This is a genomic window from Providencia sp. PROV156 (assembly GCF_028480905.1).
Lineage (GTDB): Bacteria > Pseudomonadota > Gammaproteobacteria > Enterobacterales > Enterobacteriaceae > Providencia > Providencia hangzhouensis.
In genome coordinates, this window is record NZ_JAMPPE010000002.1 from 80,368 (window position 1) to 105,589 (window position 25,222).

18 protein-coding genes are annotated in these 25,222 nt (G+C 41.8%); 11 read left to right on the top strand and 7 right to left on the bottom strand.

Annotated features, from left to right (window positions below; all coding sequences use genetic code 11):
* Nucleotides 1-67 precede the first annotated feature (67 nt).
* From PSF31_RS01595 to dnaA, 6 genes are all read right to left on the bottom strand, one after another.
* Nucleotides 68-1,651, bottom strand: a complete 1,584-nt coding sequence (locus tag PSF31_RS01595) for a phosphoethanolamine transferase (protein WP_110592765.1) — start codon at nt 1,649-1,651, stop codon at nt 68-70.
* Between the two features lie 210 nt (nt 1,652-1,861).
* Nucleotides 1,862-4,759, bottom strand: a complete 2,898-nt coding sequence (locus PSF31_RS01600; RefSeq protein WP_164560856.1) for an autotransporter domain-containing protein — start codon at nt 4,757-4,759, stop codon at nt 1,862-1,864.
* Nucleotides 4,760-5,057: 298 nt separating this feature from the next.
* Nucleotides 5,058-7,472 (bottom strand): DNA topoisomerase (ATP-hydrolyzing) subunit B, encoded by a 2,415-nt coding sequence (gene gyrB / locus PSF31_RS01605; RefSeq protein ID WP_096863653.1) that lies wholly within the window; start codon nt 7,470-7,472, stop codon nt 5,058-5,060.
* Between the two features lie 18 nt (nt 7,473-7,490).
* Nucleotides 7,491-8,585 (bottom strand): DNA replication/repair protein RecF, encoded by a 1,095-nt coding sequence (gene recF, locus PSF31_RS01610; protein WP_096863652.1) that lies wholly within the window; start codon nt 8,583-8,585, stop codon nt 7,491-7,493.
* A gap of 9 nt (nt 8,586-8,594) precedes the next feature.
* Nucleotides 8,595-9,695 carry a DNA polymerase III subunit beta gene (dnaN, locus tag PSF31_RS01615; protein ID WP_004906243.1) on the bottom strand — a complete coding sequence of 367 codons (1,101 nt, stop codon included), beginning with the start codon at nt 9,693-9,695 and terminating at the stop codon, nt 8,595-8,597.
* 5 nt (nt 9,696-9,700) lie between these two features.
* The gene (gene dnaA / locus PSF31_RS01620; protein WP_004906241.1) at nt 9,701-11,092 is read right to left on the bottom strand and encodes a chromosomal replication initiator protein DnaA; all 1,392 of its coding nucleotides are present in this window, start codon (nt 11,090-11,092) and stop codon (nt 9,701-9,703) included.
* Nucleotides 11,093-11,877: 785 nt separating this feature from the next.
* Between dnaA and rpmH the strand changes: the two genes are divergently transcribed.
* The 7 genes from rpmH to PSF31_RS01655 all read left to right on the top strand — a co-directional run bounded on the left by rpmH (nt 11,878) and on the right by PSF31_RS01655 (nt 17,643).
* Nucleotides 11,878-12,021 carry a 50S ribosomal protein L34 gene (rpmH, locus tag PSF31_RS01625; protein WP_004906236.1) on the top strand — a complete coding sequence of 48 codons (144 nt, stop codon included), beginning with the start codon at nt 11,878-11,880 and terminating at the stop codon, nt 12,019-12,021.
* A 21-nt stretch (nt 12,022-12,042) separates the two neighbouring features.
* Nucleotides 12,043-12,402, top strand: coding sequence for a ribonuclease P protein component (gene rnpA / locus PSF31_RS01630; protein ID WP_004906229.1), 360 nt, complete (start codon nt 12,043-12,045; stop codon nt 12,400-12,402).
* Nucleotides 12,366-12,626: a membrane protein insertion efficiency factor YidD gene (gene yidD, locus PSF31_RS01635; RefSeq protein ID WP_036959180.1), complete on the top strand. Its 261-nt coding sequence runs from the start codon at nt 12,366-12,368 to the stop codon at nt 12,624-12,626. The genes rnpA and yidD overlap by 37 nt, the downstream gene beginning before the upstream one ends.
* 2 nt (nt 12,627-12,628) lie before the next feature.
* Nucleotides 12,629-14,278: a membrane protein insertase YidC gene (gene yidC / locus PSF31_RS01640; protein WP_094961982.1), complete on the top strand. Its 1,650-nt coding sequence runs from the start codon at nt 12,629-12,631 to the stop codon at nt 14,276-14,278.
* A gap of 101 nt (nt 14,279-14,379) precedes the next feature.
* A complete protein-coding gene (gene mnmE, locus PSF31_RS01645) occupies nt 14,380-15,744 on the top strand; it encodes a tRNA uridine-5-carboxymethylaminomethyl(34) synthesis GTPase MnmE (RefSeq protein ID WP_096863651.1) in 1,365 nt (454 codons plus the stop codon).
* 322 nt (nt 15,745-16,066) lie between these two features.
* Complete coding sequence (locus tag PSF31_RS01650) at nt 16,067-16,324, top strand: helix-turn-helix domain-containing protein (RefSeq protein ID WP_036959176.1); 258 nt, start codon at nt 16,067-16,069, stop codon at nt 16,322-16,324.
* Nucleotides 16,324-17,643 (top strand): type II toxin-antitoxin system HipA family toxin, encoded by a 1,320-nt coding sequence (locus tag PSF31_RS01655; RefSeq protein WP_164561278.1) that lies wholly within the window; start codon nt 16,324-16,326, stop codon nt 17,641-17,643. Before PSF31_RS01650 ends, PSF31_RS01655 begins: the two co-directional genes overlap by 1 nt.
* A 10-nt stretch (nt 17,644-17,653) precedes the next feature.
* On the opposite strand, the gene fdhD is transcribed toward PSF31_RS01655, so the two are convergent.
* Nucleotides 17,654-18,484, bottom strand: coding sequence for a formate dehydrogenase accessory sulfurtransferase FdhD (fdhD, locus tag PSF31_RS01660; RefSeq protein WP_036959175.1), 831 nt, complete (start codon nt 18,482-18,484; stop codon nt 17,654-17,656).
* A gap of 174 nt (nt 18,485-18,658) precedes the next feature.
* Between fdhD and fdnG the strand changes: the two genes are divergently transcribed.
* From fdnG to frc, 4 genes are all read left to right on the top strand, one after another.
* Nucleotides 18,659-21,706: a formate dehydrogenase-N subunit alpha gene (gene fdnG / locus PSF31_RS01665; protein ID WP_096863650.1), complete on the top strand. Its 3,048-nt coding sequence runs from the start codon at nt 18,659-18,661 to the stop codon at nt 21,704-21,706.
* An 11-nt stretch (nt 21,707-21,717) separates the two neighbouring features.
* A complete protein-coding gene (gene fdxH / locus PSF31_RS01670) occupies nt 21,718-22,662 on the top strand; it encodes a formate dehydrogenase subunit beta (RefSeq protein WP_004906826.1) in 945 nt (314 codons plus the stop codon).
* Nucleotides 22,659-23,315, top strand: coding sequence for a formate dehydrogenase cytochrome b556 subunit (gene fdoI, locus PSF31_RS01675; protein WP_094961977.1), 657 nt, complete (start codon nt 22,659-22,661; stop codon nt 23,313-23,315). The genes fdxH and fdoI overlap by 4 nt, the downstream gene beginning before the upstream one ends.
* 656 nt (nt 23,316-23,971) lie before the next feature.
* Nucleotides 23,972-25,222, top strand: a complete 1,251-nt coding sequence (frc, locus tag PSF31_RS01680; RefSeq protein ID WP_004906213.1) for a formyl-CoA transferase — start codon at nt 23,972-23,974, stop codon at nt 25,220-25,222.

Here is a 25,222-nt window from a genome sequence, read left to right on the forward strand (position 1 = left end):
AAACCTCGATAGGTAAGCAGGATTCATATTTGTTAACTATGGGCAAATATTCGCAAAATATCGAGTTTTATTGTGGATCTATCGTCTCAGAAGGTAATTGGCTAATGGATAAAATATTTCGATTGCCATCGATTACCTGAATATTTTTATTGGGTTGATAACATTCACGTAAAGGTGATAAGCAAGCTTGCTGTGAACCTTGTTGTATATTAAGCCAATCACTGATTAGCCAATAATTATTCGCAGTAGAATAGGGAGACTGTAAATTTTCTGGGCTGATACTTGGTTTACTGGCGCTTTGACTGTACCAAATCAGCAAGGGGATTTCATAGGCTTCTTTTCTTGGGTTGTTAACGCCATGGTGGTAGTGAATATTGTTATCGCTGTCTAGGCGTTGTAATGCGTGGTCTGAATAGTACATCAAAGTCGCAGGTTTCCCTTCGAGTTGTTGCATTAGGCTTTCGATAAATTTATCGGTATAAGCAATTGAACTGTCATAGCAATCGTCATCGTCTTGGCCACTAAATGTTTTTAGCTCATCTTCAGGAAAGCGGTTACAGGCAGGTTCATGGCTGCCATAAGTATGTAACACAATGAGTTTTTTCTTATCAGTAGGGTCATTGATCGCGTTATTGAAGTCATCTTGCAGCTCTTCATCGTAGCCGACAAATTCGTTCCACGTTTTCTTTTGTGACATAGAAGCAATAGCAGAAATGATACTGGTACGTTTATTGGTTTTTCCCTGGTTGCTGACCCAATAGGTTTTAAAGCCCGCATGATTGGCTAATGAAATGATATTGTCCGAATAGTGTGATTTATCCTGCATTTGCTCAAAGCGAATATTAGACAGTGAAATAGGGACTGACAAGATAGTCACAGGTGCAGGGGAATAAGCTTGTTGAAACGCCAATATTTGTGATTTGCGCTTATTTAAGTTAGGCGTTGTATCATACTGATAGCCGTAAAAACCCATATGATCACGGCGCAATGACTCACCAATGACAAGCACATAGATTTCAGTTTCAGACGCTTTTTTCTGGTAGTTAAATGCGACCTTTTGTGATGATATTTTTTTTATGCCCCGGTTTTCATACAAATTTTTGACTAAAGCCGCCGCATTGTAGAAAGGGGTATTTAAGAAGTATTTTTCTGTGATCAATAACGCGCTATCAGGCTTGCTTAGTAATGAGGCGTAATAGGTTGGAATAGCTAATAGATAGCCACAAAGTAGAGCCATACTTGTCGTTGTTATACGACGATTCATGTATTTTGCACATTGATGAATACATGCTAAATAAGCAGAAAAAACAAATAAATAAAAAATAACATAACCAATGTTATAGGAAAGCATTCCTACGGTTTCACTGCTATTGGTATTGATAAAAGTTTCTGCAATCGAAGAAGAAAAGCGGATATCGTGTTTTTGATAAAAGAAGAATGAAACAGATAAATTGAGAGCCCACAGGAGTGAAACAAACACAGTGAAAATTTTGCCAAGCAAAAAGCGATAAATACCAGCACATAACAGTATTATCAGCGCCCCTGAAATGACGATGGCAATGTCAGCCATAATGCTGGCATCTCCACTGAAAAATACAGGGGTGATAGATATCAATAATGCATAAATTGAAATAATAAGTTGGCGTATCATAGTGTTATTTTACGTATTTTTGACCTTACCTGAGGTTATAGAGACAATTAAAAAATAGTTAATTAACATCTAATTAACTTAGGGCGTTGTTTGTTTATAACATAAAAAAAGATAAGATAATCAAAATAGTGGCGTAAAAAACTGTAAAATCTCGTGATGTTTAGTCATGACCTGCCCCCCACAAGTTGCGAGGGGAGGTAAAGTATTGAGTTAGAAAGTTACCGCAATTTTGGCATCAATATTGTTATCGTGATAATTTTTTGATAAAAATTTATTATAATTAATTGATAGCTTAGTATTTTCTTTTATATTGATATCGGTACCGACTTTTAATGCGACACCATGGCGTGATGCAGGAACACTATGTGTTGTAAATGAGCTCGCGGTATCGGTAAAATTCAATTTTATTCCTCTATTTAAATTCCCATATTGATATTGCCAGTTAAGCTCACCGTGTAAACCTATATTTGATGTTTTACTCAATTTCCATTGGTTATCAAGGCGTAGCCCAAGGGTTGATAACACCGTATTGATGCGCTGTTTACGTGCCTGTAGTGATGTGCTGTTGATGTTCTCATTAATAGCATGATTCATTGCGCTGATATAAGTGAGATTGGTAAATGGCTCAATATTTATCCCTTTTGAGTTAATTGGATAGGCCAGCTCCATAACTGCTTGATGTGTATTGGTATAATAGCTCGATGAGTGACTTGTACCATCACTGATTGAGCGTTCGGTATGAATGAGATGTGAAGTGTGACCGAGCCCTGCACGAACCGCGATAGGTTGCCATAAAGCGCTACCATAAATGGCGGCATGGTAGTTATTACTATTAGCGTGGTCAAAGTGGTTAGATAAGTCACTTTGGCTAAAACCTGCGGCGATACCTAATGTCATTTTTTCGTTAATAAAACGTCGATTTGCCCCAAGCAATAAACCATAATTTGATGATTTATACCCAGTGGCATTGTTATCGTCGGTCGTTTTATCCCAATCATAGAGCATTTTGACCCACACATTGCCTTTGTTTTCGCTACCCCATGATTCAGATAAGCGAGCTTGCTCAAGTAGTGTTTCTTTAATCTGACGGCTATTATTTATTTGATTGGATAATACGTCAGCGTATATTTGGCCTGTGACATTGCTAAATATCGTTTGAGCTTGTTGTTTTGTTTGGCTTTTCAACGTTTGTTCATAAAGCGCATGGTGCGTAGGAAGTGTTTCAATGGCTTCAGCCACTGCGATTTGGTTTTGTGTTGCTGCCGTGCTGGAAAATGCCGTGTTATTACGCCCTATTTTAAGTGTGACTTCTTTGGGGGAGTAATTTAGCGTCGTTCCAATAAACTGGTAATTAGGTACAACGGCATCAAATTGGCCATCAATCCCTTTTTGAGCAGTTAATATCGTATATTGTGTATCAAATAGTTGGTTGATATCTTGCTTAGAAAGCGGGCTATTTTGATTTTCAAGAGTGACACTGACGGTCCCGCCCTTTAATGAAGCTGAGCCTTGGCTGATGATCTTATCGTTTTTACCTGCTGGATTGATTTCAACCAAATAATGGCTATCTGGTGCAAAACTCACGGAATCAACAATATTAATTGTGCCAACTGAATGGCCTGGTGCAACAACAGCGCCTTGGTTGGCGGTTAATTGATGAATGCTTCCATTGCCCGTTAGTAAACCGTGGTGGTTAATATTAACGGAAGCTCCGATTTTGCCGTTATCTAGGACCAGCGCGCCTTTATTGATATCTAATGAAGAGTTTAAGGTTTTTTTCAGGGTGACGGTTCCGCCATTAATATAGGATTTTTGCGAGTATTTATTTTCACCCGTTAAGACTAAATGGCCTTGGTTTACTGTAAAGCCTCCGAAGGTATTGTTACCAGATAATACTAATGTTCCTTGGCCCTGTTTCGTTAACTTTCCTGTGCCTTGTATATTGTTTGTCCATTCATCTAACTTTCCAAAATTAGCAATATCAAAGTCATTAGTGTTTTGGTTGACGATAAAGTTTTCATATAAATAAGCGGGACCCTGATAAGCCGCAGGTAGGTTAATTAATCCCCAATAAGAGTTCGGATCATTTTCTTTGATATTCCAACCCGCAATTGACTGGCTTGGATATGCCGTGCTGGCTAAAATATTATTCCATTGTGCATTATTCAAGTAAGGGAAACGTAATCGAAGTAAATAACCCGCCGTTTTAGGGATATTTTTAGGGTCGATCATTGGTGTATCTTGTATTTCTTTTTTTCCATAATAACCAATGTGGTCATTGGTAATAGGGGAAGAAACGGTTAGGCAATTTTGTATGTTATTTGAACATGATGATGAAATGTCATTACGAATATTTTTTGCCGATTCAACAATGAATTTGGTGTTTTTTTCATCGGATAGTAGCTGTGATAATAAATAATAATTACCTACACGGGAAGCGATGGTATCGGTGGCGAAGTGTGCGCCAACAATCACGCGGCTTTCACCGTATTCAATCGCTCGGTTGAACGTTTCACTGCCTTTTTCAGGGAAAATCATCGCTAATACGGCAGCTTGTTTAAAACCATTCCACGTATGGCCACTAGGGTAAGATGAGCCCTGTATTTGTGAGTAGCCCGCAATATAATGGCCTTCATCATTCAACACTTGATAAGGGCGACCGCGTTTAAAATGGTCTTTAAGAATAAAATCGACTGACCGAGTACGCTGCTTTTTTTCATCATAAGCACGAGTGCTTGTGTCATGTAATAAATTGATTTCTTTGTATTGGCTATGGTTTCTTAGGTTAATATCATGTTCGCCAAACAGGATGGTTTGATAACTATTAAATAAATAACCTGAGTTTTGGGATTTATCCGCGAGTGCTAAATTTTTCCTTTCACCTGTAATATTGATGTATTCGTTACTAATCAGCCTATCTTGCTCAGCAACTTCGCTACCTTCTTTAGGTGTATCATTAATAATATTGTGCTTTATATCTTCAAGCCATGCATTTCTTGTATCGATAATATTTTTCTCTAATTCTAAAAGATTCGTTTTTGCTGTTAGAGTATTGGTGAATATGAATGGCAATAAGGTCATTGATGCTGAAATAAAAATTTTTCTCATTATAACTCCGCCGATGCTATTGGTAAAAATTTCATTTGGCGGAGTTTATTTATAATATATTTATCTTTTATGACAGTTTTAAAAATAAAAAAACGTTATTAATTAAAGTGATAAGTTTTATTTTTAATTGTTTTGTTTTTTACGAAGAGGCTTTTTATTGATTGGTTTTGTTTTTTTATTATTTTATTATTGGTTGGATTAAATGGTAAAAATAAAATAATAGCTATAAAAAAAATCATAAAAAATAACCCCAAACTTTCGTATGGGGTTATTGAATAACGTTTAATTAGCAGAATAGTTAAATATCAATATTTGCTGCTTTTAATGCATTCTCTTCGATAAATGCACGGCGCGGCTCAACAGCATCACCCATTAATGTGGTGAATAGTAAGTCGGTTGCAATTGCATCTTTCACCGTTACACGCATCATACGGCGCGTCTCAGGGTTCATGGTGGTTTCCCAAAGTTGCTCAGGGTTCATTTCACCAAGACCTTTATAACGCTGTACGTATAGGCCGCGACGTGACTCACGTGTTAACCAAGCCAAAGCTTCTTCGAAGTTACTGATATCTTGACGGCGTTCACCACGCTTGATGTAAGCACCTTCTTCAATTAAGCCACTGATTAAGTCACCTAAATGAGTGATACGGCGGTATTCACTGCCATGAACAAAATCAAAATCGAGATTATAGTCGGTATCAACACCATGGGTGCGAATACGAATAGTTGGTTCGAATAATTGACGTTCACGGTTTTCGTTAATGGTATAACTATATGTGCTACCGAATTGCTCGTTATCTTCTAAGCGCTTAACCAGAGTTTTAGCCCATTCTTCCACTTTTTCGCTGACTTTTAAATCATCTTCAGTCAAGGTTGACTGATAAACCAAGCTGTTAAGTAGGGTTTGAGGGTAAAGGCGCTCAAGACGACGAATAATACGGTGTGCGGCATTATATTCGACAACCAGTTTTTCCAGTTCTTCGCCTTTCATTGCTGGAGCTTCGGCACTTAAATGCAGTTCAGCACCATCAAGGGCGATAGAAATCAGGTAATCGTCCATCGCATCGTCATCTTTAATGTATTGCTCTTGTTTACCACGTTTCACTTTATACAGAGGTGGTTGAGCGATAAAGATATGACCACGTTCAACAATTTCAGGCATTTGGCGGTAGAAGAAGGTCAACAGTAACGTACGAATGTGCGAACCATCGACGTCCGCATCCGTCATGATAATGATGCTGTGATAACGCAGTTTGTCTGGGTTATATTCATCGCGACCAATACCACAACCTAATGCCGTAATCAGGGTTGCAACTTCTTGTGAAGAAAGCATTTTATCGAAACGCGCTTTCTCTACGTTTAGAATTTTACCTTTCAGTGGCAAAATGGCTTGGTTCTTACGGTTACGGCCTTGTTTTGCAGATCCGCCCGCGGAGTCCCCTTCCACAAGGTACAGTTCAGATAGCGCAGGGTCACGTTCTTGGCAGTCAGCCAGTTTACCTGGCAAGCCAGCTAAGTCTAACGCGCCTTTACGGCGAGTCATTTCGCGGGCTTTACGTGCTGCTTCACGTGCGCGTGCTGCATCGATGATTTTACCCACAACGATTTTCGCGTCGTTTGGGTTTTCCAGTAAATACTCAACTAATTTCTCATTCATCATCGTTTCAACCGCCGTTTTCACTTCGGAAGAGACCAATTTTTCTTTGGTCTGTGATGAGAATTTAGGGTCTGGAACTTTTACTGAAATAACTGCAATCAGGCCTTCACGTGCATCGTCACCGGTTGCGTTGACTTTGCTTTTCTTCTGATAGCCTTCTTTTTCCATGTAGTTATTCAATGTACGCGTCATTGCTGCACGGAAACCAGCGAGGTGAGTTCCCCCATCACGCTGAGGAATGTTATTGGTGAAGCAGTATACGTTTTCTTGGAAACCATCATTCCACTGCATTGAAACTTCGACGCCAATACCGTCTTTTTCAGTTGAAAAATAAAAGACAGAAGGGTGGATAGGGGTTTTGTTACGGCTTAAATACTCAACAAAGGCTTTAATACCGCCTTCATAATGGAAATGGTCTTCTTTGCCATCGCGTTTATCGACGAGCTTAATAGAAACACCTGAGTTTAGGAACGATAACTCACGTAAGCGTTTTGCTAAGACGTCGTATTCAAATTCAGTCACACCTTTGAAGGTGTCCATGCTTGGCCAAAAACGAACGCGTGTTCCTGTTTGGTCGGTTTCGCCGACTACAGTCAGAGGCCCTTGAGGCTCACCGTGTTTGTAGATTTGCTCATGAACTTTGCCATCACGGCGGATAACTAATTCTAATTTTTCAGATAAGGCGTTAACAACGGAAACCCCAACACCGTGTAAACCACCGGAGACTTTATAGGAGTTATCATCAAATTTTCCGCCAGCGTGCAGAACGGTCATGATAACCTCTGCGGCGGAGACGCCTTCTTCTTCGTGGATACCTGTAGGGATACCACGTCCATCATCCTGTACGGAGATAGAGTTATCGGCATGGATAGTGATCACGATATCATCACAAAAGCCTGCGAGGGCTTCGTCGATAGCGTTGTCGACAACCTCGAAAACCATGTGATGAAGACCTGTTCCATCGTCTGTATCACCGATATACATGCCCGGGCGCTTACGCACCGCATCCAGTCCTTTTAATACCTTGATACTTGAGGAGTCATATGTATTCGACATCAACGTTTCCTGCTCTTTCTATTCCTGAGGTTGAACTTCTATTTTGCCATGTTCTACACTAAACATCTTGCTATTTGCATCTATCATATCATTAACTTGCTCAGGTGTAATGGCACTGACAAACACTTGCGCTTGTGTAGCTTTGAGGCGGGCTGCCAGCAATTGGCGACGGCCTGCATCAAGTTCAGAAGCAAAATCATCCAGTAGATACAGGCATCGTTGCCCGCTCTGATGGGTGAAAAATTCACCCTGCGCTAACCTTAATGCACACATAAGTAGCTTCAATTGCCCCCGCGAAAGCATATCTTCAACAGGGGTTCCATTTGCTCGTATACGCAAATCCGCTTTATGTGGCCCTGAAGCGGTATAGGTTAGTGCTCTATCACGCTCAAATTGGCGCTCTAATTGTTCTGAATAATCAATTTCTTTATCCCAACCACGTTGGAAGGATACCGAGAGTGAAAATTCGGGTAAAAACTGTTGGCAAGTTTGCTCAATGTTTTCGGCAATACCTGCAATATAGTCATGACGCCATTGGCTTATTTGCTCAGAAAGCGGTGCCAGTTGTTTATCCCAATGACGAATTTGCTCATAACGGGTAACTTGTCGTAAAGCGGCATTACGTTGCTTTAATAACCGTTTTAAATCTGACCATACTGAAAAAAACAGTGGGTCATTGTGAAAACAACCCCAATCAATAAAAGCCCGTCGATATTTAGGGCCACCGTTTAGCAAGGTAAACCCTTCTGGGGTAATCAATTGCATTGGCAATAATTTTGCTAGTTCTGCAATTTTATGGCCATCAGTACCGTCTATTCGAACTTTACTGTCACCATCACGGTTTTTGCTTAAACCTAATGAAAGGTCTTTTCGCTGTTCATCTAAATGGCTAAGTTTACCATGAAGAATGAATTGTTCTTGCTCATGACGAATAACCCGGTTCGCTTGAATGCTGCGAAATGCACGACCATGACCGAGTGTATATATGGCTTCCAATATGCTAGTTTTTCCGCTCCCATTGGGGCCAATTAAAAAATTGAACCCATTAGCAAGGGAGAGATCCGCGTTTTCAATATTTCGAAAATCACGGATCAATAAACGCGAAAGGATCATAAATACCGATTACAAGCGCATTGGCATGACAACATACACGGCTGCTTTACTATCAGCGTCTTCAATCTGCACACTGGAAACGGCGTCGGTTAACAGAAGTTGCACATTTTCACTTTTTAGCGCATTTAAGACATCTAAGATGTAGCTGACGTTAAAGCCAATTTCCATCTCAGTACCTTGGTAGCTTACATCAACAATTTCTTCAGCTTCTTCTTGCTCTGGGTTATTGGCAGTGATGCGTAATTGGTTTTCACTGAAATACAGACGGACACCACGGAATTTTTCATTCGATAAAATAGCCGCGCGCGAAAATGCTTGTTTAAGTAAATCACAGCGTGCTTCTAAGGTTTTATCTGGGTTTTTTGGTAGTACTCGGCGGTAATCAGGAAAACGGCCATCAACCAATTTAGAGGTAAAGATAAAGTCCCCCACGTGAGCGCGAATATTATTACTGCCGATTTGCAGTTGTAGAGGGGTGTCACCACCATCTAACAAACGCATTAGCTCAATAACCCCTTTACGAGGTACTATCACTGAATGAGAGGGGAGCGATTGGCCAATATCCATCGCACACACGGCAAGCCTGTGCCCATCGGTTGAAACGGTTCTGAGCATTTGATCTTCGGTTTCAAATAGCATGCCGTTGAGGTAATAGCGGACATCTTGGTGCGCCATTGAAAACTGAGTGGCTTCAATTAAACGTTTCAGTATTGATTGCGGAAGAGAAAATTCCACTTCGCTTTGCCAGTCATCCAAGTTTGGAAAGTCAGCGGCCGGCAATGTGGATAATGAAAAGCGGCTACGCCCAGAACGGACGAGCAGTCTGTCATCATTCAGCTCTACATGAATTTCAGAACCTTCAGGTAACCCACGCCAGATATCAAAAAACTTGCGTGCGGGCACGGTCGTTGCGCCAATTTCATGTTCCCCAGTTAGGGCAACATTGGCCATCATCTCCATTTCAAGGTCGGTTCCAGTGAGTTGGAGGGTGCCTTCTTTTACCTGTAATAAAAGGTTACCTAAAATAGGCAGAGTTGGACGCCCACCTAAAGGACCACTAACCTGTTGTAACGGTTTTAATAACTGCTCGCGTTCTATTGTAAATTTCATAGCAATTAAGATGATAATGTTCTGATTAAATTAGAAAAATCTTCTTTGATGTCATGGCTTTCTTCCCGTAATTGTTCAATTTTACGACAAGCATGTAACACCGTGGTATGGTCACGGCCGCCAAAGGCATCCCCGATTTCAGGTAAACTATGGTTAGTCAGCTCTTTCGCCAGTGCCATTGCCATTTGACGCGGACGTGCGACAGAACGGGAACGGCGTTTAGACAGTAAATCTGCTACCTTAATTTTATAATATTCAGCAACTGTTTTTTGAATATTATCAATAGTTACCAGTTTTTCTTGTAGTGCTAATAGGTCACGCAGTGCTTCTCTGACAAAATCGATAGTAATCGCGCGGCCAGTAAAGTTTGCGTTGGCAATGACACGATTTAACGCCCCTTCTAACTCACGAACGTTCGAACGAAGGCGCTTGGCGATGAAAAAGGCCACTTCACCCGGAAGTTGAATCTCATTTTCATCTGCTTTTTTCATTAAAATCGCCACGCGAGTCTCTAACTCAGGAGGCTCGATTGCCACGGTTAAACCCCAGCCAAAACGCGATTTTAAGCGATCTTCCACACCGTTAATTTCTTTTGGGTAACGGTCGGAGGTCAAAATAATTTGTTGATTACCTTCAAGTAGCGCATTAAAAGTATGGAAAAACTCTTCTTGCGAGCGCTCTTTGTTAGCAAAAAACTGGATATCGTCAATAAGCAATGCATCTACAGAACGGTAATAACGTTTAAATTCTTCAATTGCGTTGTTCTGTAGAGCTTTGACCATATCTTGAACAAAACGTTCTGAATGCATATAAACCACGCGAGCGTTGGCTTTATGCTGCATAATACTATTGCCGACAGCATGTAATAAGTGGGTTTTACCTAAACCTGTCCCACCATAAAGAAATAATGGGTTGTAGGCCCCACCTGGATTTTCTGCCACTTGCCTCGCTGCGGCGCGAGCCAATTGGTTCGATTTACCTTCAACAAAGTTATCAAAAGTGTGCTTAGGGTTTACATTTGAACGATAAGCAACTTCTGGTTGTACTTTGGCTGAGTTGTCCCAACTCGGTTTAATTGGGGCTGACGGAACGGCAAACGCAGGTACTTGTTGAGCGGTACGAGCTTGCGTTGCTGCCGGTGCGACTGTAATCGGTTTGTTGCCTACCTCAAAGTGTAGTGCAGGCGCGTCAGTTCCACAAAAGTCATTCAATAATTCATTGATATTATTGATATACTTGTCTCTAACCCAGTCGAGAACGAAACGATTTGGGGCATAAAGTGCCAGTGTATTGTCGTTTAATTCAGCTTGAAGGGGGCGTATCCACATACTGAATTCTGTGGCAGGTAGTTCATCCTGCAATCGGGCAAGACATTGCTGCCAAAGCGAAAGTGACACGTTGGACTCCCCTAAACAAGGTCAATGGAACAAGAAGTACGGATGTAAACAAAGAAATTTCTCGGGCTTACTTTTAATCGCATGTAGTTTAATAGCATGTAGTAGCATGACCCAAAAATGTTTTAGATTAACTCTTACTTACTGCATATTGCCGATCGTTAGATCAGAAATAGACCTGCGATCATACCGCAAAATTAGTCAGAGATCTCCATTCTTTTACACAGTTTTTATGCTTTTTATCCACAGGTAAATGTGATAAGGCACCCGTTATAAAGAAGAAATAGACCGGGTTATCTTAATTTGCTGTCATTTTTCCACATGCTGGGGATAACTTTAGACGATTTACGGTAAATATTCTGTATGATCAAAAAATATTTTTAGATCTCTTGAAGATCCTTGCGCTTTGGGGCGGAGTCCGTATAATCTTCCTCCCTGTGTACAGTACTGATGTGATTTTTACACGAAACTGAGGTAAACTTGTTGGGCTATATCGCTCTATTTTAACGTTAATGTTAGGCAGGGCGGGGGCAAAAGCAGGTTTTCAGCCAGTATGCGGATGTAATCATTCGTCGGCTGTCACAACATATGTCGGCAAACCGGTCAGCCAGGCTATAAATAAAAGTGGTTTGATTGCGTCATTTCATTGACGTGACCCCCTATGTTTTATTACAATCCTGCCTCTTTCTATATTGTTGCGATAGAGGCACAGGTGTAAATCAGTTTCCACTGGTTGCCAACGCGTTTACTGAATCAGTAATAAATTTAAAAGTTAGGTAGAAATCGTTATGAAACGCACTTTTCAACCGTCCGTACTGAAGCGCAACCGTTCACACGGTTTCCGTGCTCGTATGGCCACTAAAAATGGTCGTCAGGTTCTGGCTCGCCGTCGTGCTAAAGGCCGCGCTCGTCTGACCGTTTCATCTAAGTAATAAAGCTAGCCCTCTATTCAAGTGGTTACGCTCGCTTTTACCCGGGAGTTACGTTTGTTAACTCCCAGGCATTTCGATAATGTCTTTAAGCAGCCGCAGAGGGCGAGTTCCCCAGAGATAACAATCCTTGGTCGCCTAAACGAGCTGGGGCATCCCCGCATCGGTCTTACCATCGCCAAAAAAAATGTTAAACGAGCTCATGAGCGAAATCGTATTAAACGGTTAGCGCGTGAATATTTTCGTCTGCATCAACATGAGTTGCCTTCAATGGATTTTGTGGTATTGGTAAGGAAAGGGGTCGCTAATCTGGACAATCAACAGATCACGGAAGCATTGGATAAGTTATGGCGTCGTCACCGTCGCTTGGCTCAAAAATCCTGATCATGCTGATCAGAGGCTACCAACTGGCAATTAGCCCGTTGTTAGGGCCTCGTTGTCGCTTCAATCCTACTTGTTCAAATTACGGAATTGAGGCATTGCGCAGGTTTGGTATGCTAAAAGGGAGTTGGTTAACGGCGAAACGCGTATTAAAATGCCACCCTTTACACGCTGGTGGAGATGATCCTGTCCCACCTAGAAAAACTGATGATAATAGAGAATTATAACGATGGATTCGCAACGCAATCTTCTACTCATCGCTTTGTTGTTCGTGTCGTTCTTAGTTTGGCAGGCCTGGGAGAGCGATAAAGTTGCTCAGGACGTTAAAACTGTTCAAACTTCGCAACAAGCGGATATGCCAAGCAGTGATGCTCAAGCCGTAACTGGCAGTGGGCAAGGTAAGCTCATCACAGTCAAGACTGATGTACTGGATATTCGCATCAATACTCGTGGTGGTGATATCGATGAGGCTGACCTGTTAGCCTATCCTGCGACCCTTCATTCGGAAAGCCCTTTCCGTTTACTGGAAACTAACCCAGGTTTTGTCTACCAGGCACAAAGTGGTTTGATTGGTCTTCATGGCCCAGACAACCCAGCAAATAATAATGGCGAACGTCCGCTGTATAGCGCAGATTCTACAACTTTCACATTAGAGAAAGGCCAAGACGTCTTGCGCGTACCAATGACATTTACTGATAACAACGGTGTTGTGTATCAGAAAACGTACATTGTAAAACGTGGCCAATATACTGTTGAAGTTGAATACAGTATTCAAAACCCAACAGCTCAACCACTGAGCCTCGCTTTCTTCGGTCAGTTAAAACAAACTATCGAGTTACCAAAAGAGCGTGATACCGGTAGCAGTAACTTTGCTCTGCATACTTATCGTGGTGCGGCGTATTCTTCTGATGAAAACAACTATAAAAAATATAGCTTTGGTGACATCGAAGATAAAAACCTCGACTTGACCACTAAAGGTGGCTGGGTGGCAATGTTGCAACAATATTTTGCAACGGCGTGGATCCCTGCAAGTGCAGAAAAGAGCACTTTCTATACCATCGACCTAGATAAAAAGTCTGCCATCATTGGTTATAAGAGTGAACCAATGACTATCGCAGCTAATGGTGCAGGTACTTATTCATCAACATTATGGGTTGGTCCTGAAATTCAGTCTGAAATGGCCGCAGTTGCACCACATTTAGACTTAACCGTTGATTATGGTTGGTTATGGTTTATCTCTCAGCCACTGTTTAAACTACTGAAATTCATTCACGGTTTTGTGGGTAACTGGGGTATTGCCATCATCGTTATTACCTTTATCGTTCGTGGTATTATGTACCCGCTGACTAAAGCACAGTACACCTCGATGGCGAAAATGCGTTTACTGCAACCAAAACTGGCTGCAATGCGTGAGCGTATTGGTGATGACAAACAACGTATGAGCCAAGAAATGATGGCGATGTATAAAGCAGAAAAAGTAAACCCACTGGGTGGCTGTTTACCTCTGCTGATTCAAATGCCTATCTTCCTTGCACTTTACTATATGTTGATGGGTTCTGTTGAACTGCGCCACGCACCGTTCTTTGGTTGGATTCAAGACTTGTCTGCACAAGACCCGTACTACATCCTGCCTGTATTGATGGGTGTGACAATGTTTGTGATTCAGAAAATGTCACCGACCGCTGTGACTGACCCTATGCAGCAGAAGATTATGACGTACATGCCAGTTGTGTTCACTGTCTTCTTCCTGTGGTTCCCATCAGGCCTGGTTCTGTATTATATCGTGAGTAACTTAGTAACCATCATCCAGCAACAAGTGATTTACCGTGGTCTGGAAAAACGTGGTCTGCATAGTCGCGATAAGAAAGAAAAGAAATAAATTGAATTTTAGGTGAGCCTTCTGCTCAGCTATCGATATAATATTAAGGCGGCCATTTAATGACCGCCTTAATTTTTTTATAGGAATGACAGAGAAACATCATGCAAATCAACGATACTATCGTCGCACAGGCAACACCTCCCGGTCGTGGTGGTGTCGGTATTTTACGTGTATCTGGCCCGAAAGCGGCACAAGTTGCTGAAATCGTGCTAGGAAAACTCCCTAAACCACGTTATGCGGATTATCTGCCATTTCGTGATGAGGAAGGCTCTGTTCTTGACCAAGGTATTGCGCTTTACTTCCCTGGACCAAATTCATTTACGGGAGAAGATGTCCTTGAGTTACAAGGACACGGTGGCCCTGTTATTCTTGATTTATTGTTAAGAAGAATATTAACGATTGATGGCATTCGTATCGCGAATCCAGGTGAGTTTTCTGAACGTGCATTTTTAAATGATAAGCTCGATTTAGCGCAAGCTGAGGCGATTGCTGACTTGATTGATGCGAGTTCAGAGCAAGCGGCACGTTCAGCGATGAATTCGTTACAAGGGGCTTTTTCTTCCCATATTCACCAATTGGTGGAAGCACTCACTCACTTGCGCATCTATGTGGAAGCCGCCATCGATTTCCCAGATGAAGAAATCGATTTTCTGTCTGACGGTAAAATTGAAGCTAAACTCAACGAAGTCGTGGCAGATTTAGAACAAGTTCGTTCCCAAGCACGCCAAGGCAGTTTATTGCGTGAAGGCATGAAGGTGGTTATTGCTGGGCGCCCAAATGCAGGAAAATCGAGCTTGCTAAATGCATTGGCGGGCCGTGAAGCTGCGATTGTGACGGATATTGCGGGAACGACGCGTGATGTGTTACGTGAACATATTCATATTGATGGCATGCCATTGCATATCATTGATACCGCAGGCTTACGTGAAGCCAGTGATGAAGTGGAACGAATTGGTATTGAGCGTGCTTGGAAAGAAATCGAACAAGCGGACCATGTGCTGTTTATGGTAGATAGTACCACAACCAATGCTACAGAGCCGCAAGAGATTTGGCCTGAATTTATGGCACGTTTACCTGATGAACTTCCGGTCACCGTCATTCGTAACAAAGCAGATATGACAGGCGAACCGATTGAGTTTATTGATAATACCCGTTATCCGTTAATTCGTTTGTCTGCGCGCGAAGAAAAAGGCATTGATTTGTTGCGCGATCACCTAAAAGAAGCCATTGGCTTTAACAGTAATACAGAAGGTGGTTTCCTTGCTCGTAGTCGTCATTTACAAGCACTGAATGCAGCAGCCGTTCACCTTGAACAGGGCTATGACCAGTTAGTGAATGCTCGCTCCGGTGAGTTACTGGCGGAGGAATTACGTTTAGCTCAGCAGGAACTTAGCGAAATCACGGGTGAATTTACTTCTGATGATTTATTAGGCCGTATTTTCTCAAGTTTTTGTATTGGGAAGTGATACGGTATCATCTATCGTCTATAACCTACACGGTATTGCGTGTAGGTTTGCTTTATCGGTACTCCCCTCCATTTTTCCTGTCTTAATTCTCTATTAAGTTCTAGCAACCAAGTAATATATAAGCTTTACCTTGCTAAGGTATGGCACTGGCTGTTTTGTGGGCCATACTTATTAATATATTTTTCACACGCTGTAGCGTGTAATTTATGGTTTACCTCCTATAGCGTGTAATCTTGATATTACCGGCTATAGCGTGTAATATAATGTTTACCGGTTATAGCGTGTAAATATTGTTAGGGTGAAAAATAAGGTAGGTTTTAAAATGAAAGTGACGAATACCCGACAACTTAGTGCTTATATGAAGGATGTCAGAGAGACGAAAAAGTTATCTCAAAGCAAAGTCGCTAGTAAAGTAGGTATTCGGCAAGATACTGTTTCTAGCTTTGAACTCTCTCCTGACTCTACCAAATTAGAAACCTTTTTTAAGATTTTATCTGCCCTCAATTTAGAACTCGATATTAAACCGCGAAATGAAAGTGGCTCATCAAATTCAGACTCCGGATGGAAGGAGGAGTGGTGATGGCGACTTTGCATGTATACATGAATGGTTACTTGGTTGGGGATTTGATTCGTTCAAGTACTGGTGCTCACCAATTTACATATAATAGTCACTGGTTGGAAACATCAGGTGCTCGACCTATTTCTTTATCAATGCCACTTAGGCACCAAGAATATCGAGGAGACGAAGTTTATAATTTTTTTGATAATCTCCTACCGGACAATATTGAGATACGGAATCGAATTGTTAGTCGTTATCAAGCGGATTCAAATCAACCTTTCGATTTATTATCTAAGATTGGCCAGGATAGTGTGGGGGCTTTACAACTCATTCTAGATGGGCAAAGAGTCAGTAATATCAGAAAAATTGAATATAAACCCTTATCTAATAAGCAACTAGAAAAAATATTAACAGGGTATAAAGCGAATGCTCCTTTAGGCATGATTGAAGATGAAGATGACTTTAGGATCTCACTTGCGGGCGCTCAAGAGAAAACCGCATTACTCTATTTAGATGGGCATTGGTGCTTACCTCAGAATGCGACTCCAACTACCCATATTATTAAACTTCCCATTGGTAAAATAGAAAGCCATTCTTATTCGATAGATATGTCGGATAGTGTAGAAAATGAGTATTTATGTTTATTGATAGCAAAAGAGTTTGGCCTAGATGTGCCTCGTAGCTTTATTTTAAATGTAGGTGAAATAAAGGCGTTAGCGGTTGAACGTTTTGACCGTAAATATTCTTCTGATTCCTCGTGGATTATGCGTTTACCACAAGAAGATTTTTGTCAAACATTGAATATTTCACCAGCAAGAAAATATCAAAATCATGGTGGACCGGGTATTTCTGAAATTATGAATTACTTATTGGGTTCAATAAATACAGAGAAAGATAGATATCAGTTTATGAAGAGCCAAGTTTTGTTCTGGCTACTTGCAGCGACGGATGGTCATGCTAAAAATTTTTCATTATTTATTGAACCTGAAGGCCGTTATCAGTTAACACCTTTTTACGATATTTTGTCCATGTATCCTAGTTATGGGGGGAGGGGAATTAACCCTAGAGATGCCAAATTGGCTATGGGGCTGAAGGGAACAAGGGGGATGAAATACAATATAGAGCAAATTTTCCCAAGACATTTTTTTTCAACGGCCAAAGCCGTTGGATTTGATCGTGCTGAGATGGAAAAAATCTTAATTGAATTTGGTGAGCAAATGGAAAGTGTTATTAAGAAAGTGAGAGAACAATTACCCACAGATTTCCCTGAGCATATCGCAGACTCAATTCTATCCGGATTACATCACAAAGCAGCGAGATTAAATAAAGGCTGGGACTAATTATGCCCCTTTAATCTTTAATTCGACTCCCGTGCGTAAACACTGTCGCTTTCCCCTGACGACAGAATCCAACTAACGTTAAGTTGGCTTTCTCTGCTACCTCAATAGCAAGCGCGGTGGCAGCAGAAACGGCAAATAAAATTTCAGCGCCACAACTGGCTGCCTTTTGCACCATTTCATAGCTGGCACGGCTAGAAACCAGTACTGCACCTTGTTGCCATTGGTTGCGATGTTTCATACCCAAAAGTTTATCGAGTGCAACATGGCGACCGACATCTTCGCATCCACCGACTAATTGCCCTTCTGGTGAAATCCATGCGGCCGCATGGGTACAACCTGTCAGCGCACCAATCTCTTGCACTTTTTTCAATTCATGTAATGCATTATCAAGGTGCGAGAGAGAAAAGGTTTGGGTGAAAGGTAGCGGGGCGATCGGTTTGAAAATTTCTTCAAGTTGTTCTGTTCCACAAATACCACAGCCTGTACGCCCCGCTAGATTACGACGACGTTCTTTTAACTCCATAAACCGGCGGCTAGATAATTCAACTTGTACTTCAATTCCGCGGTTGCAGCCTTCAACGATATCAATTCCACGAATTTCATCACCTGACTGTATTATTCCTTCCGAAAGGGCGAACCCGATAGCAAAATCCGCCAAATCTTTTGGCGTCGCCATCATCACTACGTGAGATATGCCATTGAAGACTAAAGCAACAGGATATTCCTCCGCAACATAATCATTAACGGGTAAATTAAGGTTGCCTTTTTGTTGCACGGTTGTTTGGTTTAAGCCAATCATTTTGATTAATTTGGAGTCATTTGTAGTATTTGTTTCATACATTAGATGAATTCCTAGCATTAATGATACATAATATTAATTATGGGTAAAAAGAATTTACACCATTTGCCAGGCAATGAACCTGGATACGTAAGGAAGACGTTGAATAAGAACAGTTTACCTGATTATCGCGATTGACGTTAGGTAAACATGAGCAATGTAAATGAGGAGATCCCCATGCAAGTCAGCAGAAGGCAGTTCTTTAAGATCTGCGCTGGCGGTATGGCAGGTACGACTGCAGCGGCTTTGGGTTTTGCACCCGCTACCGCGTTAGCGTCAACGCGCCAGTATAAATTACTGCGTGCGAAGGAAACCAGAAATACCTGTACCTACTGTTCTGTCGGCTGTGGGCTGTTAATGTACAGCCTCGGTGATGGCGCGAAAAATGCAAAAGAGAGCATTTTCCATATTGAAGGGGACCCGGATCATCCGGTAAACCGTGGTGCACTTTGTCCGAAAGGTGCTGGACTTATCGATTTCATCCACAGTGAAAGCCGCTTGAAATACCCAGAAGTGCGTGAGCCGGGTACCAATGAGTGGAAACGTATCACGTGGAACGACGCGTTTGACCGTATCGCTAAGTTAATGAAAGAAGACCGTGATGCGAACTTTATTGAGAAAAATAAAGAGGGTGTCACCGTTAACCGTTGGCTGACCACTGGTATGCTGTGCGCATCGGCGGGCAGTAACGAAAGTGGATTTGTAACACAAAAATTTACCCGCGCTCTCGGCATGCTTGCCGTCGATAACCAAGCGCGTGTCTGACACGGACCAACGGTAGCAAGTCTTGCTCCAACATTTGGTCGCGGTGCGATGACCAACCACTGGGTTGACATTAAAAATGCAAACCTAGTTGTCGTTATGGGTGGTAATGCGGCAGAAGCGCATCCAGTCGGTTTCCGCTGGGCGATGGAAGCTAAAATCCATAATAAAGCCAAATTAATTGTGATTGACCCACGCTTTACCCGTACTGCGGCAGTGGCGGATTTTTACACGCCTATCCGTTCTGGTACAGATATCGCGTTCTTATCAGGTGTTATCAAATACTTACTGGATAATGAAAAAATTCAGCGTGAATACGTGGAAGCGTATACCAACGCCAGTTTAGTTATTCGTGAAGATTATGGTTTTGATGACGGCTTGTTCACAGGTTATGACGAAGAAAAACGTCAATACGACAAAACCACGTGGAACTATGAGATGGATAAAAACGGCCTTGCGCTGCGCGATCCGACTCTGAAACACCCACGCTGTGTGTTAAACCTATTAAAAGAGCACGTCAGCCGTTATACACCTGAAGTGGTGAATAATATCTGTGGTACGCCGATCAAAGACTTCCTACAAGTTTGTGAGTATTTGGCTGAAACCAGTGCTAAAGATAAAACAGCCTCGTTCTTATACGCATTAGGTTGGACTCAACATACCGTGGGTGCGCAAAATATCCGTACCATGGCGATGATCCAATTACTGCTGGGTAATATGGGGATGTTAGGTGGTGGTGTAAATGCCCTGCGTGGACACTCCAATATCCAAGGCTTGACTGACTTAGGCTTATTGTCACAAAGCTTGCCGGGTTATTTGACCTTACCATCAGAAAAACAAACGACATTAGAAAGTTACTTAGCTGCAAACACGCCAAAAGCGACGGTTGAAGGCCAGGTAAACTATTGGGGTAACTACCCGAAATTCTTTGTTAGTTTGATGAAGACGTTCTATGGCGATAAAGCGCAGAAAGAAAATAATTGGGGCTTTGATTTATTACCGAAATGGGATCAAGGCTACGATGTACTGCGTTATTTCGAAATGATGGATAAAGGGGAAGTGAATGGCTATATCTGCCAAGGCTTTAACCCAGTAGCTTCATTCCCGAATAAAAACAAAGTTATTAAATCGCTTTCTAAGCTGAAGTATTTAATCACCGTTGACCCGCTGAACACCGAAACGTCGAATTTCTGGCAAAACCACGGCGAAATGAATGATGTGAACCCGGCAGAAATTCAAACTACCGTATTCCGTCTGCCATCTTGCTGTTTTGCTGAAGAAAATGGTTCGATTGTGAACTCGGCACGTTGGTTACAGTGGCACTGGAAAGGTGCGGATGCCCCAGGTGAAGCTATCAGTGATGGTGAAATCCTGTCTGGTATTTTCCACCGTTTACGCCAACTGTATGCCTCTGAAGGCGGTGCGGTACCTGAACAAGTTCTAAGTATGACTTGGAATTACTTCGACCGCGATAACCCAACGCCAGAAGAAGTTGCTCAAGAAAACAATGGCTATGCTTTAGTTGACTTGAAAGATGCTGATGGCAACGTTATTGCGAAAAAAGGTGAGCTGCTTAGCTCGTTTGCTCAGTTACGTGATGACGGTACCACGGCGAGTGGCTGCTGGATATTTACGGGAAGCTGGACGCCAAAAGGCAATCAAATGGCTAACCGTGATAACTCTGACCCAACAGGTCTGGGGAATACATTAGGTTGGGCATGGGCATGGCCTCTGAACCGCCGTGTGATTTATAACCGTGCATCAGCAGACCCAATGGGTAAACCATGGGATCCAAAACGCCAAATCCTCGAGTGGAATGGTAGCAAATGGATAGGAATGGATATTCCTGACTATAGCAATGCCGCGCCGGGAAGTGGTGTTGGTCCGTTTATCATGCAACCGGAAGGGATGGGACGTCTATTCGCACTGGATAAAATGGCCGAAGGCCCATTCCCAGAGCACTATGAACCAATTGAAACGCCATTGGATACCAATCCACTGCACCCGAAAGTTGTGTCAAACCCTGCGGCTCGTGTGTTTAAAGACGACTGGGCCCAAATGGGTAAAGCGACAGAATTCCCTTATGTGGGAACCACTTATCGCTTGACTGAACATTTCCACTATTGGACAAAACATGCCTTGCTAAATGCCATCATTCAGCCACAGCAGTTCATTGAAATTGGTGAGCGTCTGGCGAATGAAAAAGGTATTAAACAAGGCGATACGGTGAAAGTCAGCTCTAAACGCGGTTATATCAAAGCGAAAGCCGTGGTCACCAAACGTATTCATACGCTGAAAGTGGCAGGTAAAGATATCGATACAATCGGTATTCCTATTCACTGGGGCTTTGAAGGTTTGGCTGTGAAAGGCTTTATCGCGAACACGTTAACGCCGTTTGTCGGTGATGCGAATACTCAGACACCGGAATTTAAATCGTTCCTTGTCAATGTGGAAAAGGTGTAAGGAGATAAATTATGTCAATGCAATCTCAGGACATTATTCGTCGCTCTGCCACCAATTCCCTGACTCCCGCACCTCAGGTGCGGGATTATAAGGAAGAAGTTGCAAAGCTTATCGATGTGACGACCTGTATCGGCTGTAAAGCTTGTCAGGTTGCCTGTTCCGAGTGGAACGATATCCGTGACAAAATCGGGACTAACGTTGGGGTATATGATAACCCAACAGATTTAACCGCTAAGTCATGGACGGTAATGCGCTTCTCTGAAGTGGAAGAGAACGATAAATTTGAATGGCTGATCCGTAAAGATGGTTGTATGCACTGTGCTGACCCGGGCTGTCTGAAGGCGTGCCCTTCGGAAGGCGCGATAGTACAGTACAAAAACGGTATCGTTGACTTCCAATCGGAACACTGTATTGGTTGTGGTTATTGTATTGCGGGTTGCCCGTTTGATGTACCACGTATTAACCCAGAAGATAACCGTGCATACAAATGTACGCTGTGCGTTGACCGTGTTGAAGTCGGTCAAGAACCTGCATGTGTGAAAACATGTCCAACGGGTGCTATCCACTTCGGTAGCAAAGAAGACATGATTAACATGGCTGGTGAGCGTGTTGAAGAGCTGAAAACCCGTGGTTATGCGAATGCAGGTTTATATGACCCAGAGGGCGTTGGTGGTACGCATGTGATGTACGTTCTGCACCATGCAGATAAACCTCAGTTGTATCACGGATTACCAGAAAACCCGACAATCAGCCCAACAGTGACTTTCTGGAAAGGTATCTGGAAACCGTTAGCAGCGGTTGGTTTTGCTGCAACATTTGCGGCGGCCATCTTCCACTATGTGGGTATTGGTCCAAACCGCGTCTCCAAAAAAGATGAAGAAGAGGCTTTAGAAGATTTGCATAATGCAATGTCATCTGACACTTCGAAATCAAAAGAAGGGGAGGATCAGAAATGATGCCAGATGATAACGACAAAATTATTCGCCATAAACCGATTGAAAGGATCAATCACTGGGCGGTTGTGATTTGCTTTTTGTTCACGGCAATCAGTGGATTAGGGTTCTTTTTCCCTTCACTAAACTGGTTTATGAACATTTTAGGTACGCCACAACTGTCGCGAATTTTGCATCCATTTGTGGGTACGGCGATGTTCTTGCTGTTCGTATTTATGTTCTTCCGCTATTTCCATCATAACTTCATTAATAAAGAAGATATCAAGTGGGCAAAAAATATCGGCAAAGTACTGAAAAACGAAGAGGCGGGCGATGTCGGCCAATATAACCTCGGTCAGAAAGGGGTTTATTGGGTTGTCACTATCTGCTTATTAGCGCTGGTGGTCACGGGAGTGATTATGTGGCGCCCTTATTTTGCAGATTACTTCCCAATCCCTGTTTATCGTGCAGCGATTCTTATTCACTCGCTCTCTGCGATTGCGTTGATTATCATGATTGTGGTTCACGCTTATGCAGCGATTTGGGTGAAAGGTTCAGTACGTGCGATGGTTGAAGGTTGGGTGACTCGTGGTTGGGCTAGAAAACACCATCCATTGTGGTACCGCCAGCTTTTGGAAAAAGAAAAACAGCAAAAACAGCAACAAGAGAAAAACTAAGTTTTATTATTGTTGTTATCAAACCCACAAATGACTAATGTTATTTGTGGGTTTTTTATATCTAAAAAATATAAACATTCAATTTATTTGAAAGAAATAAAATTAGATATATTTATTTGATGACCTGTTTGCGATTTATTATCATTATAGTTAATCAAAATAAGATTAATAAAAAAATACACATCAAATAAAGATGCTCTTATTTCGCGTATGATTTACAATTTTTTTAAACCAATAATAAACAAATAAACATTTATTCGTTTTTATATTATGTAAAAAAAAGACATCAACCCTTTAATTTATTGATAATAAACTATTTTTGTGATTGTTATTTTTTTGTGAATAGCTATTGAATATTGATATTAGATCAATAAAGGTCTATCTTAAATGGTCACTGCTGATTAATTCGAGACTTTGTTTTTTATTTTAATTTAAAAGTAAACTAATGTTCTGATATTTGTTTTTTTTAAGAATGTTATAATGCATATATATTAAAAGAATTAATTGCTGGACATTGGTGATATTATTTAATAAAAATAGTAATGTAATTATTAATAAATATAAAAATAGTCATATATTCAAATATCTTTTTAACACAGCTAAATAATAGAACCCTAATTCATTCCATTTACGATAGCTAAATAAAGAGGTACCACATGGATCTTCCTTTACAAGGTATTAAAGTACTGGATTTCACCGGTGTACAATCAGGACCATCTTGTACTCAAATGTTAGCGTGGTTCGGCGCAGATGTTATTAAGATTGAGCGCCCTGGAGTTGGAGATGTCACGCGTAACCAATTAAGGGATATACCTGATGTGGATGCGCTGTATTTCACGATGCTTAATAGTAATAAGCGATCAGTGGAATTAAATACAAAAACTCCAGAAGGTAAAGAGGTTATGGAGCGGCTGATTAAGCAAGCCGACGTCCTCGTTGAGAACTTCCATCCAGGTGCAATTGACCATATGGGCTTCACTTGGGAACACATTCAAGAATTAAATCCTCGTTTGATTTTCGGTTCCATCAAAGGTTTTGATGAAGACTCTCCTTATGCAGATGTTAAAGCTTATGAAAACGTTGCCCAAGCCGCAGGTGGTGCCGCATCAACCACAGGGTTTTGGGACGGCCCGCCATTAGTGAGCGCCGCAGCATTAGGTGATAGTAATACAGGTATGCACTTGCTCATTGGCTTACTCGCAGCGTTATTACATCGCGAGAAAACAGGAAAAGGCCAGCGAGTGACTATGTCGATGCAAGATGCCGTACTCAACTTGTGCCGTGTCAAACTTCGTGACCAGCAACGTTTAGAGAAAATTGGCTACCTTGAAGAATATCCACAATACCCAAATGGCACATTTGGTGATGCAGTTCCTCGTGGCGGTAATGCTGGCGGTGGTGGCCAGCCTGGCTGGATCTTAAAATGTAAAGGCTGGGAAACTGACCCAAATGCTTATATTTATTTTACTATCCAAGAGCAGGACTGGGAGCAAACCTGTATTGCTATTGGTAAGCCTGAATGGGCAACTGACCCCGCTTACAATACACCAAAGGCTCGTCAACCTCATATCTTTGATATTTTTGCTGAAATTGAAAAATTCTTAGCGGATAAAGATAAACATGAAGCGGTCGAGTACTTAAGTAAATACGGTGTACCTTGTGCTCCTGTACTCAGTATGCGTGAAATAGCACGAGACCAATCTCTGCGTAAGAGCGGAAGTATTGTTGAAGTTGAGCAGCCAAAACGCGGGACTTACTTGACGGTGGGTTGCCCGATGAAATTCTCCTCATTTACACCCGATATCAAAAGCGCACCATTGTTGGGTGAGCATACAGAGCAAGTCCTAACTGAGTTAGGTTATAGCGCAGATGAAATTGCGACTATGCGAGCGAACAAAGCGATCTAA

What these genes read in the sequence shown, in the direction of transcription:
- fdoI (WP_094961977.1), top strand. Translation starts at nt 22,659, where the DNA reads ATGATGCCAGATGATAACGACAAAATTATTCGCCATAAACCGATTGAA.
- PSF31_RS01655 (WP_164561278.1), top strand. Translation starts at nt 16,324, where the DNA reads ATGGCGACTTTGCATGTATACATGAATGGTTACTTGGTTGGGGATTTG.
- PSF31_RS01650 (WP_036959176.1), top strand. Translation starts at nt 16,067, where the DNA reads ATGAAAGTGACGAATACCCGACAACTTAGTGCTTATATGAAGGATGTC.
- PSF31_RS01595 (WP_110592765.1), bottom strand. Translation starts at nt 1,651, where the DNA reads ATGATACGCCAACTTATTATTTCAATTTATGCATTATTGATATCTATC.
- fdxH (WP_004906826.1), top strand. Translation starts at nt 21,718, where the DNA reads ATGTCAATGCAATCTCAGGACATTATTCGTCGCTCTGCCACCAATTCC.
- yidD (WP_036959180.1), top strand. Translation starts at nt 12,366, where the DNA reads ATGGCGTCGTCACCGTCGCTTGGCTCAAAAATCCTGATCATGCTGATC.
- fdhD (WP_036959175.1), bottom strand. Translation starts at nt 18,484, where the DNA reads ATGTATGAAACAAATACTACAAATGACTCCAAATTAATCAAAATGATT.
- frc (WP_004906213.1), top strand. Translation starts at nt 23,972, where the DNA reads ATGGATCTTCCTTTACAAGGTATTAAAGTACTGGATTTCACCGGTGTA.
- dnaN (WP_004906243.1), bottom strand. Translation starts at nt 9,695, where the DNA reads ATGAAATTTACAATAGAACGCGAGCAGTTATTAAAACCGTTACAACAG.
- mnmE (WP_096863651.1), top strand. Translation starts at nt 14,380, where the DNA reads ATGCAAATCAACGATACTATCGTCGCACAGGCAACACCTCCCGGTCGT.
- PSF31_RS01600 (WP_164560856.1), bottom strand. Translation starts at nt 4,759, where the DNA reads ATGAGAAAAATTTTTATTTCAGCATCAATGACCTTATTGCCATTCATA.
- rpmH (WP_004906236.1), top strand. Translation starts at nt 11,878, where the DNA reads ATGAAACGCACTTTTCAACCGTCCGTACTGAAGCGCAACCGTTCACAC.
- gyrB (WP_096863653.1), bottom strand. Translation starts at nt 7,472, where the DNA reads ATGTCGAATACATATGACTCCTCAAGTATCAAGGTATTAAAAGGACTG.
- yidC (WP_094961982.1), top strand. Translation starts at nt 12,629, where the DNA reads ATGGATTCGCAACGCAATCTTCTACTCATCGCTTTGTTGTTCGTGTCG.
- recF (WP_096863652.1), bottom strand. Translation starts at nt 8,585, where the DNA reads ATGATCCTTTCGCGTTTATTGATCCGTGATTTTCGAAATATTGAAAAC.